The sequence below is a fragment of the Bacteroides cellulolyticus genome (assembly GCF_025567135.1).
Classification (GTDB): Bacteria; Bacteroidota; Bacteroidia; order Bacteroidales; family Bacteroidaceae; genus Phocaeicola; species Phocaeicola cellulolyticus.
Genome location: NZ_JAOQJJ010000006.1, coordinates 126,916 through 143,979, shown reverse-complemented (window position 1 = coordinate 143,979; position 17,064 = coordinate 126,916). Strand labels below are relative to the sequence as shown.

General features: G+C 41.1%; 12 protein-coding genes. 9 read left to right on the top strand and 3 right to left on the bottom strand.

Annotation, left to right across the window (positions count from 1 at the left end; translation table 11 throughout):
* Positions 1-2: 2 nt before the first annotated feature.
* The 5 genes from OCV82_RS08250 to OCV82_RS08230 all read left to right on the top strand — a co-directional run bounded on the left by OCV82_RS08250 (position 3) and on the right by OCV82_RS08230 (position 6,852).
* Positions 3-674, top strand: coding sequence for a DNA alkylation repair protein (locus OCV82_RS08250; protein ID WP_154043970.1), 672 nt, complete (start codon positions 3-5; stop codon positions 672-674).
* A gap of 52 nt (positions 675-726) precedes the next feature.
* The gene (locus OCV82_RS08245; RefSeq protein WP_154043969.1) at positions 727-1,185 is read left to right on the top strand and encodes a Fur family transcriptional regulator; all 459 of its coding nucleotides are present in this window, start codon (positions 727-729) and stop codon (positions 1,183-1,185) included.
* A gap of 26 nt (positions 1,186-1,211) precedes the next feature.
* Entirely contained in the window at positions 1,212-2,483 is a 1,272-nt protein-coding gene (locus OCV82_RS08240) for an adenylosuccinate synthase (RefSeq protein WP_154043968.1), read from the top strand.
* Positions 2,484-2,851: 368 nt separating this feature from the next.
* Positions 2,852-4,801, top strand: a complete 1,950-nt coding sequence (locus tag OCV82_RS08235; RefSeq protein WP_154043967.1) for an ABC-F family ATP-binding cassette domain-containing protein — start codon at positions 2,852-2,854, stop codon at positions 4,799-4,801.
* Positions 4,802-4,815: 14 nt separating this feature from the next.
* Entirely contained in the window at positions 4,816-6,852 is a 2,037-nt protein-coding gene (locus OCV82_RS08230) for a M13 family metallopeptidase (protein ID WP_154043966.1), read from the top strand.
* An 88-nt stretch (positions 6,853-6,940) separates the two neighbouring features.
* Here OCV82_RS08230 and OCV82_RS08225 read toward each other — a convergent pair whose 3' ends face one another.
* Positions 6,941-8,290, bottom strand: coding sequence for an OmpP1/FadL family transporter (locus OCV82_RS08225; RefSeq protein WP_154043965.1), 1,350 nt, complete (start codon positions 8,288-8,290; stop codon positions 6,941-6,943).
* A 235-nt stretch (positions 8,291-8,525) separates the two neighbouring features.
* Here OCV82_RS08225 and OCV82_RS08220 point away from each other — a divergent pair, with 235 nt between their 5' ends.
* Both OCV82_RS08220 and ffh read left to right on the top strand, forming a co-directional pair.
* On the top strand, positions 8,526-9,848 hold the full coding sequence (locus OCV82_RS08220; RefSeq protein WP_154043986.1) for an MATE family efflux transporter: 1,323 nt from the start codon (positions 8,526-8,528) through the stop codon (positions 9,846-9,848).
* A gap of 256 nt (positions 9,849-10,104) precedes the next feature.
* A complete protein-coding gene (gene ffh, locus OCV82_RS08215) occupies positions 10,105-11,430 on the top strand; it encodes a signal recognition particle protein (RefSeq protein ID WP_154043964.1) in 1,326 nt (441 codons plus the stop codon).
* Positions 11,431-11,640: 210 nt separating this feature from the next.
* Here the strand turns inward: ffh and OCV82_RS08210 are convergent, their stop codons facing one another.
* On the bottom strand, positions 11,641-12,804 hold the full coding sequence (locus OCV82_RS08210; RefSeq protein WP_154043963.1) for an exo-beta-N-acetylmuramidase NamZ family protein: 1,164 nt from the start codon (positions 12,802-12,804) through the stop codon (positions 11,641-11,643).
* 70 nt (positions 12,805-12,874) lie between these two features.
* On the opposite strand from OCV82_RS08210, the gene OCV82_RS08205 reads away from it, so the two are divergent.
* Both OCV82_RS08205 and OCV82_RS08200 read left to right on the top strand, forming a co-directional pair.
* Positions 12,875-13,411 (top strand): HD domain-containing protein, encoded by a 537-nt coding sequence (locus OCV82_RS08205; protein WP_154043962.1) that lies wholly within the window; start codon positions 12,875-12,877, stop codon positions 13,409-13,411.
* Between the two features lie 101 nt (positions 13,412-13,512).
* A complete protein-coding gene (locus OCV82_RS08200) occupies positions 13,513-16,269 on the top strand; it encodes a putative LPS assembly protein LptD (RefSeq protein WP_154043961.1) in 2,757 nt (918 codons plus the stop codon).
* A 7-nt stretch (positions 16,270-16,276) separates the two neighbouring features.
* On the opposite strand, the gene ung is transcribed toward OCV82_RS08200, so the two are convergent.
* Positions 16,277-16,939, bottom strand: coding sequence for a uracil-DNA glycosylase (gene ung / locus OCV82_RS08195; protein WP_154043960.1), 663 nt, complete (start codon positions 16,937-16,939; stop codon positions 16,277-16,279).
* Between the last annotated feature and the right edge of the window lie 125 nt (positions 16,940-17,064).

Genomic DNA, 17,064 nt, shown 5'->3' with positions numbered 1-17,064 from the left:
TCATGAACGACGTACAAGAAATTATAAAAGATATAAAATCGAAGTTCCGTTTGTATATGAATGGCGTAATTTCGCAAAGTATGCGCGAAAAGGGTATGGACTACAAACTGAATTTCGGTATCGAATATTCCCGTATCAAGGAAATTGCTGCAGGATATGAAAAAAATCACGAACTGGCTCAGGCTTTGTGGAAAGAGAATATCCGTGAGTGCAAAATAATGGCTACACTTCTGCAGCCGGTTGATTCTTTTTATAAGGATATAGCTGAAATATGGATTGAGGACATGAAATATCCTGAATTGGCAGAATATACCGTTATGAATATATTGCAGCATGTGGATTATGCTTCGGATGTAGTGTTCAAATGGATTGCCGACGAACGTATTTATTTCCAGTTCTGCGGATATATGCTGATGACTCGCCTTCTTATGAAGGGCATGAAGTTGAACGAACGTGCCGAGGCAGAGTTTTTGGATCAGGCATTCACTGAAATCGAAGGTGGAGAACCTATGGTGAAAAAGGCTGCTGCCACAGCTCTGAAAAAGTTTGCCACACAGTCAAAAGAGAATGCCAAAATGGTGGGCAGACAGTTGGGCCTTTTAAGCAAAACAGCCAATCCGGAACTGAAACTTTATATCGATGAAATAAAATATGATATAGAATATTGTCAATAGTTTCTTGGATTGAGTAAATTATATTAACTTTGACGGCTGAAGATATTTTTTAATGGCAGACAAGATAAAAGATACGGTAAAACAGGTGCTTACAGAGTACCTACAGAAGAACGGACATCGTAAGACGCCCGAGCGTTATGCTATACTTGATTCTATATATTCCATAAAGGGACATTTCAATATAGAAACCTTGCTTCAGTATATGGAAGAGAAAGAAAAGTTCCGTGTCAGCCGTGCCACTCTTTATAATACTATTATTCTTCTGATAGATGCCGGTCTGGTTATAAAACACCAATTCGGTAATACTTCGCAATATGAACGTTCGTATAATAATGAAACCCATCATCATATGATTTGTACTTCTTGCGGAAAGGTTTCGGAATTTGAAGACGAAAATTTGAAGCAGGCTGTAGTTCAGAGTAAATTGAAAGGTTTCCAACCTACGCATTATTCGTTGTATATATACGGACTGTGCAGTAAATGTGTTTCCAAACGAAAAAAGAATAAATAAAAACTATTTTAATAAATATAACAATCATGAAAGTAGATGTCTTGTTAGGTTTACAGTGGGGCGACGAAGGTAAAGGTAAAGTTGTCGATGTTTTGACTCCACGTTATGATGTAGTTGCGCGTTTTCAGGGTGGTCCTAACGCAGGTCATACTTTGGAATTCGAAGGACAGAAATATGTTCTCCGTTCTATTCCGTCAGGAATTTTCCAGGGTGACAAAGTAAATATTATCGGTAATGGTGTAGTGCTTGACCCGGCATTGTTCAAGGCAGAGGCAGAGGCTCTTGAGGCAAGCGGACATCCTTTGAAGGAACGTTTGCACATTTCTAAGAAAGCACATCTTATATTGCCTACACACCGTATTCTGGATGCAGCATACGAAGCAGCAAAGGGAGCTTCAAAAGTTGGTACTACCGGTAAGGGTATCGGTCCTACATATACAGATAAAGTCAGCCGTAACGGTTTGCGTGTAGGTGACATATTGAATAACTTCGAAGCTAAATACGCCGCTGCAAAAGCTCGTCACGAACAGATCTTGAAAAGTCTGAACTATGAATATGATATCACTGAACTTGAAAAACAGTGGATGGAAGGTATCGAATATCTCCGTCAGTTCAATCTTGTAGATAGCGAACACGAAATAAACAATCTTCTTAAAGAAGGTAAGAGCGTTCTTTGCGAAGGTGCTCAGGGAACAATGCTTGACGTTGACTTCGGTTCTTATCCTTTCGTAACTTCTTCAAATACTATTTGTGCGGGTGCTTGTACAGGTCTTGGTCTTGGCCCTAACAAAATAGGCGAGGTTTACGGTATCATGAAAGCTTACTGTACACGTGTTGGTTCAGGTCCTTTCCCAACTGAGTTGTTCGATGAAACAGGAAAGAAAATCCGTGACCTTGGTCATGAATACGGAGCTGTTACAGGTCGTGAACGCCGTTGCGGATGGGTTGACCTTGTAGCTTTGCGTTACTCTATCATGATTAACGGTGTTACTAAGCTTATTCTTATGAAGAGCGACGTTCTTGACGGTTTCGAAACAATCAAGGCTTGTGTTGCATATAAGGTAAACGGCGAGGAAATAGATTACTTCCCATTTGATATCAACGAAGGTGTAGAACCTGTTTACGTAGAAATGCCGGGATGGAAGACTGATATGACTAAGATGACTAGCGAAGATGAATTCCCTGAAGAATTCAATGCTTACATCTCATTCCTTGAAGAACAACTTGGTACTCCAATCAAGATTGTTTCTGTAGGTCCTGACCGTGCACAAACAATTGAAAGATATACTGAAGAATAATCTTTCAAGATTATAATACATTTGGCTGCTGGTTTTCATAGTTTGAATGAAAATCAGCAGCTTTTGTTTTTCCGTAAGCAAAAGTGTTTATTTACTGAATAAATATTTGTGAATAAAATCTATTTACTTTTATTTTGAAAGAATTAAGCTTTAAATTTTTGCAATTGTTTATTTTAATATATATTTGTGGAAACAAATTATTAATTACTATCTCTCTCTTAAATTTAATCCTTCAGTTGGGAGGCGTTCTCTGTGATTGAGGACGTCTCTTATTTTTGGCTTTCATTACAAAATCTTGTTAACCGATAATTCCTATTTAATGTAAAAATACTAACTTTGCCGACACTTTGTAAATCAATATGTAGAGAATGATTTCAGTAGAAGGATTAAAAGTTGAGTTTGGAGTTACTCCTCTGTTTGAGGATGTATCATACGTGATAAATAAGAAGGACCGTATAGCACTTGTCGGTAAGAATGGAGCCGGTAAATCTACCATGCTAAAGATTCTTGCAGGCCTGCAATCACCTACTGATGGAGTAGTGGCGGTTCAGCGTGGAGTTACTATAGGGTATCTGCCTCAGGTAATGATACTGAGTGATACCAGAACTGTTATGGCTGAGGCTGAAATGGCCTTCGAGCATATTTTTGAATTGCAGGACAGTATCTCCAGAATGAATCAGGAACTGGCGGACAGAACAGACTATGATTCTGAAAGTTATCACGAACTGATAGACCGTTTCACTCACGAGAATGAGAGGTTCATGATGATGGGAGGAACAAACTATAAGGCAGAGATAGAACGTACGCTTACGGGATTGGGATTTTCAAGGAGTGATTTTGACAGACCTACATCCGAATTCAGCGGTGGCTGGAGAATGCGTATAGAACTTGCAAAACTCTTGTTGCGTCGTCCTGACGTTCTTTTGCTCGACGAGCCTACCAACCATCTTGACATAGAGAGTATCCAGTGGCTTGAAAACTTCCTGAAGATGAGTCCCGGAGCTGTGGTACTTGTCAGCCACGACCGTGCTTTCATCAATAATGTTACGAACAGAACTATAGAAATATCATGCGGACATATATACGATTATAAGGTTCCGTACGACGAGTTTGTGGTGTTGCGTAAGGAACGCCGCGAGCAGCAGCTTCGTGCATACGAAAACCAGCAGAAGGAAATAAAGGATACTGAAGAGTTTATCGAACGTTTCAGATATAAGGCTACAAAGGCTGTTCAGGTGCAGAGCCGTATAAAGCAGCTTGAAAAGATTGTTCCTATTGAGATAGACGATGAGGATACCTCTTCTTTGCGACTGAAATTCCCGCCTGCTATCCGTTCGGGAAACTATCCTGTGATATGCGAGAATGTAAAGAAGGCATACGGTGAGCACGTTGTGTTCCATGATGTCACACTTACAATAAACAGAGGTGAGAAGGTTGCTTTCGTAGGAAAGAACGGTGAAGGTAAATCTACACTAGTCAAGTGTATCATGGATCAGATTCCGTACGAGGGAAAACTTGTGATAGGACATAACGTACAGATAGGATATTTTGCACAGAATCAGGCACAACTCCTCGATGAGAATGTAACAGTATTCGACACAATAGACCGTGTGGCAAAAGGTGATATCCGTCTGAAGATACGTGATATCCTTGGGGCTTTCATGTTCGGAGGTGAGGCTTCAGAAAAGAAGGTAAAAGTCCTTTCAGGAGGAGAACGCAGCCGTCTGGCAATGATAAAGCTTCTGCTTGAACCTGTGAACTTCCTTATTCTGGACGAGCCTACCAACCATTTGGATATGCGTTCCAAAGATGTATTGAAAGAGGCTATCAAAGAGTTTGACGGAACGGTGATTGTTGTATCCCACGACCGTGAGTTCCTTGATGGACTTGTAACAAAGGTATATGAGTTTGGTGGTGGAGTAGTGAAAGAGCATATCGGAGGTATATACGATTTCCTTCAGAAAAAGAAAATGGAAAGTCTGAATGAACTTCATCTGTCGCAGTCGCCTACAGCTTCTTCGCAGAAAAAAGAAGTGCAACAGCCGACACAGTCGGAAAGCAAGCTTTCTTACGAAGCACAGAAGGAACTGAACAAGAAAATCAGAAAACTGGAAAAACAGGCTGCCGACTGTGAAGACAGAATTTCCAAAATAGAAACTCAAATATCGCAACTGGAAGAAAAGATGGCTACTCCTGAGGGAGCATCCGACATGAAACTCTATGAACAGCATCAGGATTTGAAAAACCAGATTTCCCAGATTGAGGAAGAGTGGGAGACGGCACTGATGGAAATTGATGAACTTAAAACAGAACTATAACTAAATATTAATTTATGAAAACTAAACATTGTATTGCTTTTGCAGCATTGGCTGTAGCCGCACTGTCCGGATGTGCAGGCCAGAAGGAAGCAAAGGTGAGCACAGGAATAAACCTTGCCAACCTTGACACAACAGCAGTTCCGGGAAATGATTTCTTCCGTTTCGCTTGTGGAGGTTTTAATGATTCGCATCCTCTTACAGCTGAATACTCACGCTATGGAGCATTCGAAATGCTTATGGAAGACAACCAGAAGCAGTTGAAAGAAATGATCGAAGGATTTGCTTCAAAGGAAAATCAGGCTGGAAGCCAGGGACAGAAAATCGGAGACTTGTATAATCTGGCAATGGACAGCATAAAGCTTAATGCTGATGGTATAGCTCCAATCAAACCTATGCTTGACAGAATAGCTGCAATATCTGATAAGAACCAGATTATGCAGGTTAAGGCTGAAATGTTCAACAACGGTATTGGTACATATTTCAGCAACTATGTATATGGTGATCCAAAGAACAGTACTTTGAATATCTTCCAGATTGCCCAGGGAGGTATTAACCTTGGAGAAAAGGAATACTATCTTGATACAGACGAAAGTACAACCGCTATCCGTGAACAGTACAAACTGTATATCACTAAGCTTTTCACATTGGCTGGTTTCTCAGAAGATGAGGCTAAACAGAAAATGGCTGATGTGATGGAAGTTGAAACAGCTATTGCAAAGGCTTCTTACAGCGCAGTAGAACGTCGTAATCCTGAAGCCAACTATCATAAAATGTCGTACGATGACTTGAAGAAGACTTTCCCTGGAATAGATTGGGATGCTTATCTCAAGGCTTTGGGAGTAGAAGGTGTGACAGAACTCAACGTAGAGCAGATTGAGCCTATCAAGGAAGTGGAAAATCTTATCAATACTTTGCCTCTTTCACGTCATATCTCTTATCTGCAGTACAATCTTCTTGATGCTGCAGCAAATTATCTGAGCGATGATTTCGTAGCTGCAAGATTTGATTTCTACGGTAAGGTATTGTCTGGCCGTCAGGCAAACCAGCCACGTTGGAAACGTGCCGTTAATGCCGTTAACGGCATGTTGGGCGAGATCGTAGGTCAGATGTATGTAGAGAAATATTTCCCGGCAGCTGCCAAAGAACGTATGGTGGCATTGGTTAAGAATCTTCAGTCTGCTCTTGGCGAACGTATCCAGGCACAGGAATGGATGAGCGACAACACTAAGGTAAGAGCTATGGAGAAACTTTCTACATTCCACGTAAAAGTAGGTTATCCTGACAAATGGAAAGACTATTCAGATCTTAACATCGAGAAAGATTCATACTGGGCAAATGTATGCCGTGCTGCACAGTGGGGCACAAAAGATATGTTCAGCCGTATCGGAAAACCTGTTGACAAGGATGAATGGTTGATGAGTCCTCAGACTGTAAATGCATATTACAATCCTCAGACTAACGAAATCTGTTTCCCTGCCGCAATTCTTCAGTATCCGTTCTTTGACATGAATGCTGACGATGCTTTTAATTATGGTGCTATCGGTGTTGTAATCGGTCATGAAATGACACACGGATTCGATGATCAGGGACGTCAGTATGACAAGGACGGTAACTTGAAAGACTGGTGGGCTGAAGGTGACGGTGACCGTTTCAATGAACGTACAAAAGTAATGGTTGACTTCTTCAACAACATTGAAGTTCTCCCGGGATTGAAGGCCAACGGACAGTTGACTTTGGGTGAAAACATAGCAGACCACGGAGGTTTGAATGTTTCTTATCTTGCTTATAAGAATGCAACAAAGAACAACCCTCTTCCTGAAGAAGACGGATTTACTGCTGACCAGCGTTTCTTCATCGCATACGCTACACTTTGGGCCGGTAATATCCGCGAAGAGGAAATCCGCTCACGTACTAAGTCAGATCCTCACTCACTTGGCGAATGGCGTGTGAACGGTGCTCTTCCACATGTTGATGCATGGTACGAAGCATTCGGTATCACTGAAAAAGATTCAATGTATCTTGCACCTGAAAACCGTTGTAGAGTTTGGTAATTCTTATTGAAGAATTAAGATAAAAAATAAGCCGTTTGTAGTTGGATTTGCATCTACAAACGGCTTTTGGTTTTTAAGTAAAAAGTTATCAGAAATTATAGTTCAAGCTGAGTCCAAACACCTTGTTGGTACGGCTATAGATATTTGTTCCTTTAGTGCCTGTATTGTAATAATTGTCAGACTCTTTTGTATAGTCACTATAGTTTGTCCAGAAGTAGGCGATATCCATATTCAGTGACTTGCTCAGATAGATTCTGGCTCCGAAACCTAATGAATATGAATCGCAGTAGAAGCTTGTGTCTGTCTGGAAATCATCACTGAGTCCGTAGTTGGTTTTCTGGAAGCCACCGCTGACAGTAATATATTTCATTACATCCCATTCTATACCGGCCAAATATTCGTGTGTACCATGATTAAGTGTTTTCTGTCTGTCCGAAGCCATTCCTGCATGCTTGTCATCAAAGAAATGGTATTCTACCGAAGCACGCAGATTAGGTAAGAACTCATATCCGGCTGCAACTGAAAGCATTGAAGGAATGTCGCTTGGCGTATTTACTCCTTCTTTGTAGTCTGCCAGGTATGCTTCATCTACATTAATCAGTTCCATCTTGCTTGAAACATTTTCAATGTTTAGGTTTGCCTTAAATTCATATTTCAAGCCGATGTTAAGTTTGTTGAGCTTGAAGTCAGCACCTAGAATAGGAGTTATTCCCCATCCCTTTTGGTCACATTTCAGATTGATATCCGCTATGGTTGCGTCCTGAAGTCCCAAAGCAGGAGCCATGGCTGCATATTGTTCTGTGAGTGATGCGTTGAGATAACCTTCATATCCTCCGGTCATATAGTTCATTCTGCCACCTGCATATACAGACAGCCAGTCGTTTATCTTATAGCTGAAACCAAGCTGTACACCATAGATGTATTGTTTTCCGTCCATGGCAGAGTTTATGTCATACATTGAAGGTTTAACCAAGCCCTGAGTCTTTTGCTGTATCAATCCGGTGGCAAGTGCGTTGAACATAGGAAGTCCGTTGCTGAACGATGCCTTACCTCCACCTCCTGTTATTGCAAATGCTGCAGAAACAGTCCAGTCACCTTTTTTGTATAGACCATGAAACGAAGGAATTATAGGTGCCGATGCGGTTCCCTTATAATTTTGTGTTGTACTTTGTCCGTCGAGTGTCCACAATCCTGATGTAGCGCTTATTTCCCTAGTCTGATATGCACTCTGTCCTGTCAGAGAAAGATGGAAGCCATCTTCTTTCAGGAAAGAAAGACCTGCAGGGTTACTGTAAACTCCGTCAACATCTATTGACGCTCCACGTGCTGCCATTCTCAAAAATGCCGCATGTTGGTTTGTGTTAGTCAGATAATCTCCTGCGAAAGTTGTGTTTGAAACGATAAGCGCCGTTGCGCCTAATAATAAAAATTTATTCATTTAGCTTTAAAAATTGGTTATGAAGCCGCAAAGGTAGCGCTTTTGTTTGGTATGTACAAGTATTTTTGATTGTAATGCAATAATATTGGTGTGAATGAAATAGTTTTAAGTGAAACAAAATTATTTCCCATCTATCGGGAATACATATATAATATTATATGAAATTATGTATTGAAGAGTTCTTTTCGTATCTTTGCTGCATATTTATAATATAGAATAAACATCGTGTATGACTATGTATTCCAATAAAGAAATCTGGCGCGTTACTTATCCTATACTTCTCGGGCTGCTTGCCCAAAATATTATCAATGTTACAGATACTGCTTTCCTCGGACATGTAGGTGAAGTGGCTTTGGGAGCTGCCGCAATGGGAGGCCTCCTATATATCTGTGTCTATACAGTGGCATTCGGTTTCAGTATAGGTTCGCAGATATTGATAGCGCGCCGCAACGGTGAAGGAAACTACCGTGATGTCGGTCCCGTCATGATGCAGGGCAGTATGTTCAGCTTCCTTATGGCTGTAGTACTTGCTGTGGTTATGTATATTTTTGCCGGTCCGCTGATACGTATGCTTATAACTTCCGATACTATATACGAAGCTACATATCAGTTTTTTACATGGCGTATATGGGGATTTCTTTTTGCTTTTCTCAATGTAATGTTCAGGGCTTTTTATATAGGAATCACCAATACGAAAGTCTTGACTCTCAGTTCCGTTGTGATGGCACTCGTCAATGTAGTACTCGACTATGGTCTGGTGTTCGGTGAATTGGGATTGCCTGAGATGGGTGTCAGAGGTGCAGCTTTGGCTTCCGTTATAGCAGAAGCGTCATCACTGGTATTCTTCCTGATATATACATATTGCAGGATTGATCTTAGAAAATACGGTTTCAGACGTTCTTTAGGAATGGATTTCGGTATGGTAGGCAGGATATTGCAAATATCGTCATTCACCATGGTGCAATATTTCCTTGCTATGGCAATATGGTTTGTGTTTTTTATGGCCCTTGAGCGTTTGGGACAAAGAGAACTGGCTATAGCCAATATCGTAAGAAGTGTGTATATAGTGTTGCTCATTCCGGTTCAGGCATTGGCCACTACCGCCAATACGTTGGTTAGTAATCTGATAGGTGCGGGAGGAACTGACAAGGTTATAGCTCTGCTTCACCGCATTGCAGGCATTTCATTTCTCATAATGGTGGTATGTGTTGCGCTTACAGTAATATTCCCTGATCCGATTCTCTCTATCTATACGAGTGATTCCGGTCTTGTAGCCGAGTCTATACCGGCACTTTATGTTGTCTGTGCATCAATGCTTATAGCTGCATTGGCAAATATTTATTTCAACGGAATATCTGGTACGGGCAATACTCAGGCTGCTCTAGGAGTAGAAGTCGGTGTCCAAATATTCTATGCTCTTTATGTAGTTGTGGTTGGTATGCTTCTCCGTCAGCCTGTCGAGATATGTTTTACCACAGAGATAATATATTATGTGTTGATGCTGACTTTTAGTCTTATATATTTGAAAAAAGCAAAATGGCAGAATAAAAAGATTTGAGGTTAAAGAGCCTGTTTTAATTTTGTACGCTGTTGTTTTGATATTTATTTTTGAGGATATTTTTCGGCTTTAGTGAGAAGCATAGCGGGCTATGCGCCGATTGAAAGCTGGGAAATAGACCAAAAAGAAACTCAAAACAAAGCGAAAAATGGGTTATAAACTCTTTTTTATGGAAAATTAAAACGGGCTCTAAGTTTTTTTATGTATTTTTGCACCCCGTTGAAATAGAAGAAATTAAGAAAAATCAAAATAATATATGTTCGATAATTTAAGTGAAAGACTTGAGAGGTCGTTTAAGATATTGAAAGGTGAAGGTAAAATCACCGAAATCAATGTTGCCGAGACTCTGAAAGATGTACGTCGTGCTTTGCTTGATGCCGACGTGAACTATAAGGTTGCGAAAAACTTTACAGATACAGTAAAGGAGAAAGCCTTGGGACAGAACGTGCTTACTGCAGTTAAGCCAAGTCAGTTGATGGTTAAGATTGTTCATGACGAACTTACCAAACTGATGGGTGGTGAAACAGCTGAGCTTGAACTTAAAGGACACCCTGCAGTGATACTTATGTCAGGTCTCCAGGGTTCAGGTAAGACTACTTTCTCAGGAAAGTTGGCACGTATGCTGAAAACCAAGAAAAACCGTAAGCCTCTGTTGGTAGCCTGCGACGTTTACCGTCCTGCAGCCATCGAACAGCTGAAGGTGCTTGGACAGCAGATTGAAGTTCCTGTTTATTCTGAACCGGACAGCAAAGATCCTGTACAGATTGCATTGAATGCTATCCATGAAGCAAAAGCTAAAGGTTATGACCTGGTGATTGTCGATACAGCCGGTCGTCTTGCTATCGACGAACAGATGATGAATGAGATTGAGGCTATCAAGAAAGCGATCAATCCTGATGAAACACTGTTTGTAGTCGATTCAATGACAGGTCAGGATGCTGTAAACACAGCACGCGAGTTCAATGAACGCCTTGACTTCAATGGTGTAGTTCTTACTAAGCTGGATGGTGATACCCGTGGTGGTGCCGCACTTTCTATCCGTACTGTAGTTAACAAGCCTATCAAGTTTGTAGGTACAGGCGAAAAGCTTGATGCAATAGATTTGTTCCACCCTGCACGTATGGCAGACCGTATCCTCGGTATGGGTGATATCGTATCACTCGTTGAACGTGCGCAGGAACAGTACGACGAAGAAGAAGCTAAACGTCTTCAGAAGAAAATCCAGAAGAACCAGTTCGACTTCAATGACTTCCTTACACAGATAAACCAGATCAAGAAGATGGGTAACATCAAGGAACTTGCTTCCATGATTCCTGGTGTGGGTAAGGCTATCAAGGATATTGATATTGACGACAATGCCTTCAAGAGCATTGAGGCAATCATCTATTCTATGACTCCTGAAGAACGTACTCATCCTGAAATCCTGAACGGTTCGCGCCGTATGCGTATCGCAAAAGGTAGTGGTACAAACATTCAGGAAGTTAACCGCCTTCTCAAGCAGTTCGACCAGACTCGTAAGATGATGAAGATGGTTACTGGCAGCAAGATGGCAGGTATGATGCAGAAGCTGAAGAAGAAATAATACTTCGTTTTAGAATATAAATCGGGCTAAATACCGTTTAAATAGTGTTTGAATACTGTTTAAACGGTATTTAGCCCGATTTTTTATGTGTTGCTTTTAATGATTATACGGCATATTTTATACCCGGAAAAAACGTGCGCACGTTTAAGGTAAAATGGACGCCCGTTTTGATTAAAATGGACGCCCGTTTTAGGTCGAACGTGCGCACGCTTAATATAGCATATATTTTTTACGCATTTCCTTGTACTTGTTCATGTCTTCAAGCCATGCAGAACGTATCTCTTTTTCCGATTTACCATTTAGCATATCCAGTCTTACCTGATTGGTTCCCATCAGCAGATCGAACCATTTGGGGCGTGTAAGGAATGATTCGGATTTGTTCATTTTCTTGAATTCATTGTACATTTCGATGACATATTTCAATGAAAATCCGTTCAGTTGTTTTGCGTCAGTATTTCTCAGGTCGATGCCATGACATTCAGTGTTCTTGTGCAAAGGATTTTTGTCGAAACCTTCCAAAGCTTTCGGTGTGAATGAAAAGGGATACTTGTCTTTTGGCAATAATGGCGAACCTATCATCTGGAAAGGGAAATACGTTCCGCGTCCTACACTTACTGATGTAGCCTCGAACAGACACAGTGATGCATAAAGGGCAATGGACTGGTCGTTTGGCAGGTTAGGGGAGGGTTTCACCGGAAGTGAATATGGGTCACCATGTTTCCATCCTTTTATCTTTATTACTGAGTAATTACACTTCATATTGTTACCAAGCCATCCTTCGCCGTTAATCATTCCCGCCAGTTCTCCCATTGTACATCCGTGCAGCACAGGGATAGGCAACATTCCTACAAAACTTTTGTATTCCTTTTTCAGGATAGGTCCGTCAACATAGTCGCAAGGATTAGGGCGGTCGAGCACTACAAGTTCCTTACCGTTTTCGGCACAAGCCTGCATCACATAATATAAAGTACTTATGTATGTGTAGAATCTTGCTCCTACATCCTGAATGTCGAACACTATCATATCAATGTCAGCCAGCGCTGTGGCAGATGGTTTCTTGTTTTTTCCATACAGAGAAATAATGGGAGTTCCGGTTTTTACGTCCTTGCCGTCCTTCACTGTCTCTCCGGCATCGGCCTTACCTCTGAAGCCGTGTTCAGGCGCAAACAGAGCCACAGGTCTTTGACCTAAGGAGCATAATGTGTCAAGCAGGTGAGTACTGCCGACAAGCGAAGTCTGGTTTGCCACAAGGGCAATTCTTTTATTATTGATTAAAGATATCAGTGTCTCTATTTGGTCGGCTCCGTTCTGTATGTTTGCAGCTCCACATATGCCGGAGAAAGAAATTAATAGTAAAATAACGAGATATTTCATGATTGGACGATATTATTTATTAGTTTTGTAAATCGAATTATAATAATGCAAATATAATAAGTTTCCAGTTATGAACCCAATAGCACTGATTGATAAATATTATCCCGAAGATAACGAACTTAAAAAGATTCTTTTGAAACACAGCCGTTCGGTGGCAGACAAGGCTCTGGAGATGGCACGTAAGCATCCGGAGCTGAATCTGGACATGCAGTTTATAGAAGAGGCTGCAATGCTTCATGATATAGGTATATTCCTTACAGATGCCGACAGTATATATTGTTACGGCACTTATCCGTATATATGTCATGGTTATCTGGGTGCCGATCTTGTACGAAAGGAAGGATATCCACGTCATGCATTGGTGTGCGAGCGTCATACCGGTGCCGGTCTGTCGTTGAAAGCTATCGTTGAGCGTGACCTTCCTGTTCCGCATAGGGATATGCTTCCTGTAAGCCTGGAAGAGCAGATTATATGTTTTGCCGACAAGTTTTTCTCAAAGACAAAACTTGATAATGAAAAGTCGTTGGAAAAAGCCCGCAAGAGTATAGAAAAGCATGGCGAAGAAGGACTTGTAAGGTTTGACAAGTGGTGCGAGATGTTCTTGTAATATTTATTTTGTCGTAAAAATACTTTAAAAACCAATTGCTTATAGTGTTATTTAAGTGATAATGCTTACTTTTGTATCGCTTATCGCGAAAAAGATATATAATGACATCGTTTAAAAGAACTACATACATATTTATAATATTGTTTCTGCTCGGTCTTGTTTCCACTTTCTACGCTGAGGCGCAGAGGGTTAGGGGAAGGCGTTCGGGTAGGAATGTATCGTCCGAAATAAAAACCGATTCGTTAAATATTGATTCCCTTTCTGTTGATTCTCTATCATCGGACTCTTTGGCTTCTGATACGGCAAAAAATAAGGATGCCCTGGACGCTCCTGTGGTATATGAAGCAAGCGATTCTATTGTATTTACAAAGGGAGGTTTTGCTCATCTTTACGGTTCAGGAAAGGTTAATTATCAGAAGATAGAACTTACTTCCGCTGTTATCACAATGAACATGGACAGTAATACTGTATATGCCAGAGGTGTGAAGGATACGGCTGGGGTTGAGTCCGGTCTGCCAGTATTCAAGGATGGTGAGACTCCATACGAATCAAAGATAATGCGATATAACTTCAAGACCAAGAAAGGTTTTATAAACAGTATCGTGACACAGCAGGGAGAGGGATACGTGACAAGCCGTGACGCAAAGAAAGGTGCTGAAGACGAAATCTATATGCAGCATGGCCGATATACTACCTGTGACAATCACGAACATCCTCACTTCTATCTGCAATTGTCTATGGCAAAAGTACGCCCGAAGAAAAATGTGGTTTTCGGACCTGCCCATCTTGTGGTGGAAGATGTTCCTTTGCCTATAGCTGTTCCTTTTGGTTTTTTCCCGTTTAACAGCAGTTATTCATCAGGTTTCATCATGCCTAGCTATGGTGATGAGCTTAACCGTGGATTCTATCTTCGTGATGGCGGTTACTACTTTGCCATAAGTGACAAGATGGACTTGAAGGTTCTGGGTGAAATCTTTACAAAAGGTTCGTGGGGACTTTCTGCTGCATCCAACTATAACAAGAGATATAAGTTCAGCGGTTCGTTCAATGCAAGCTATATTGTTACCAAGACAGGTGACAAGGGAATGCCGGACTATTCCGTATCGAAAGACTTCCGTATCCAGTGGAGCCATCGTCAGGATGCCAAGGCAAGCCCTAACAGCTCGTTCTCGGCAAGTGTGAACTTTGCTACAAGTAGTTACGACCGTTCCAGCTTGAACAGTTTGTATAATCCTCAGCAGTATGCCCAGAATACCAAGGCTTCAAGTATCAGTTACTCACGCAGTTTTCCGGAAATAGGTCTTAATATCTCCGGATCGTTCAATATCACTCAGAATACACGAGATTCGTCTATTAACATGACGTTGCCTGACGTGAACATCTCATTGAACCGTATATATCCGTTCAAGCGCAAGAAATCTGCAGGTGACGAGCGTTGGTATGAAAAGATTTCATTCCAATATACAGGAGCCATGACAAACAGTGTAAACACAAAGGACAACCTTCTGTTCAAGACTCCTCTTACACAATGGAAAAACGGATTTCAGCACAAGATACCAATCTCTGCTACTTTCAATTTGTTCAAGTACATAAACATTGTTCCGTCGTTCAACTATACTGAAAGATGGTATCTTAACAAGATAAAGAGGAGTTATGACCCGACTCTGAATACTTCGGACCATATACGTAAGGATACAATAAACGGATTTAACCGTGTGTATGACTATAACATGTCCGTACAGATGAATACCAAACTTTACGGTATGTACAAGCCTCTTTTCATGAAGAGCAAGGAAATACAGGTACGTCATGTGTTTACTCCTACGGTAAGCTATACTTATACGCCGAACTTCGGAACGAAGAGATTCGGATATTATGACACATATACCTATACCGACGAAAACGGAGAGGTACGTACAGTGGAATATTCACTCTATGACGGTATGACATACGGTACTCCGGGAAAGACTATGTCGCAGAACATCTCATTCTCTGTTGACAATAACATCGAAATGAAGATGAAATCGGATCGTGATACTACCGGATACAGGAAGATAAGTCTTGTTGACCAGTTGGGAGCGTCAATGTCTTATGATGTGGCAAACAAGAGATGGAGCGATTTGAGCATGAACGTACGCTTGAAACTTACCAAGAACTATACTTTCAATATGAATGCTTCGTTCGCTACATATGCTTATGAGTTCGATAAGAATGGTAATGTCGTTGTGGGTGACCGCACAGAATGGTCGTACGGACGTTTCGGACGATTCCAGGGATATAGCGGTTCGTTCTCTTATACTCTGAATAATGACACATTCAAGAAGCTGTTCGGAAAGAAAGATGAAAAAGACGGAAAGAAGGATGGCGAGAATGACAGTGAAGATGAGAATGACGAAGAAAAGACGGAAGAACAGGAACAGAATAATTCGAATATGAGAAAGACTGAGGCTGCTTCTATCAGTCCTGACGGATATATGGCATTTAAGCTTCCTTGGAGTGTAAGTTTAAGCTATAGCTATAGCATTCGTGAAGATAATTCGGACAAAAAGAAGATAAATATCAAAACCATGAGATATCCGTATAAACTGACACATTCGCTTAATATCTCAGGTAACTTTAAGATTGGTAGCCGCTGGAATATGAATTATTCTACCGGATATGACTTTACTACAAAAGAATTGTCAATGACTACGCTTAATATAACCCGTGACCTTCACTGTTTCAATATGAGTTGCGGATTGGTGTTCGGACCTTATACTTCGTATAACTTTACTATCCGCGCCAACTCCAGCATGCTTACTGATGCCCTTAAATGGGATCAGCGAAGCAATACCGGTAGTGCGGTTACTTGGTATTAATACATTGTCACCAGTCGATGGCTGTCTTGCCGTTTTTTACAAGATAGTCATTGGCAAGGCTGAAATGGTGGTTTCCGAAGAAACCGCTGTGTGCCGACAATGGCGAAGGGTGAACGGATGTCAGGACAAGATGTTTGCTTCTGTCAATGAATGCTCCTTTCTTCTGAGCATAAGCACCCCACAGGATGAACACAAGATTGCTTTTTTCTTCTGCCAGTTTTCTGATGACTGCGTCTGTAAACTCTTCCCATCCTCTTCTCTGGTGTGAGCCGGCCTGATGCGCACGTACTGTCAGTGTAGCATTGAGCAATAGTACGCCCTGTTCTGCCCATCTGGTAAGATTGCCACTTTGTGGGATTGGTTTGCCAAGGTCATTGTTTATTTCCTTGAATATATTCACTAGTGAAGGCGGAGGTTGGATCCCGTCATTTACCGAGAAACATAATCCATGTGCCTGACCGGGACCATGATAAGGATCCTGTCCGATAATTACTACCTTTACCTTGTCAAAAGGACACAGGTTGAAAGCATTGAATATGAGTTTTCCTGGCGGATAGACGGTAGTTTCGTGATATTCTTTTCTCACGAAATCTGTCAGCCGTATAAAATAGTCTTTCGAGAATTCCGGCATTAATGCTTCCTTCCATGATTCTTCTATCTGTACGTTCATTGTTGTTTTTATATTCAGTTGTTTTATTGTATTCGCAAAGGTAATATTTTATAAATAAAAAAACAACGGAGTTCTGTTTGCCACTTAACGTGGTCACTGAACTCCGTTGGATAAATATATTTATT

What these genes read in the sequence shown, in the direction of transcription:
- OCV82_RS08250 (WP_154043970.1), top strand. Translation starts at nt 3, where the DNA reads ATGAACGACGTACAAGAAATTATAAAAGATATAAAATCGAAGTTCCGT.
- OCV82_RS08245 (WP_154043969.1), top strand. Translation starts at nt 727, where the DNA reads ATGGCAGACAAGATAAAAGATACGGTAAAACAGGTGCTTACAGAGTAC.
- OCV82_RS08240 (WP_154043968.1), top strand. Translation starts at nt 1,212, where the DNA reads ATGAAAGTAGATGTCTTGTTAGGTTTACAGTGGGGCGACGAAGGTAAA.
- OCV82_RS08235 (WP_154043967.1), top strand. Translation starts at nt 2,852, where the DNA reads ATGATTTCAGTAGAAGGATTAAAAGTTGAGTTTGGAGTTACTCCTCTG.
- OCV82_RS08230 (WP_154043966.1), top strand. Translation starts at nt 4,816, where the DNA reads ATGAAAACTAAACATTGTATTGCTTTTGCAGCATTGGCTGTAGCCGCA.
- OCV82_RS08225 (WP_154043965.1), bottom strand. Translation starts at nt 8,290, where the DNA reads ATGAATAAATTTTTATTATTAGGCGCAACGGCGCTTATCGTTTCAAAC.
- OCV82_RS08220 (WP_154043986.1), top strand. Translation starts at nt 8,526, where the DNA reads ATGTATTCCAATAAAGAAATCTGGCGCGTTACTTATCCTATACTTCTC.
- ffh (WP_154043964.1), top strand. Translation starts at nt 10,105, where the DNA reads ATGTTCGATAATTTAAGTGAAAGACTTGAGAGGTCGTTTAAGATATTG.
- OCV82_RS08210 (WP_154043963.1), bottom strand. Translation starts at nt 12,804, where the DNA reads ATGAAATATCTCGTTATTTTACTATTAATTTCTTTCTCCGGCATATGT.
- OCV82_RS08205 (WP_154043962.1), top strand. Translation starts at nt 12,875, where the DNA reads ATGAACCCAATAGCACTGATTGATAAATATTATCCCGAAGATAACGAA.
- OCV82_RS08200 (WP_154043961.1), top strand. Translation starts at nt 13,513, where the DNA reads ATGACATCGTTTAAAAGAACTACATACATATTTATAATATTGTTTCTG.
- ung (WP_154043960.1), bottom strand. Translation starts at nt 16,939, where the DNA reads ATGAACGTACAGATAGAAGAATCATGGAAGGAAGCATTAATGCCGGAA.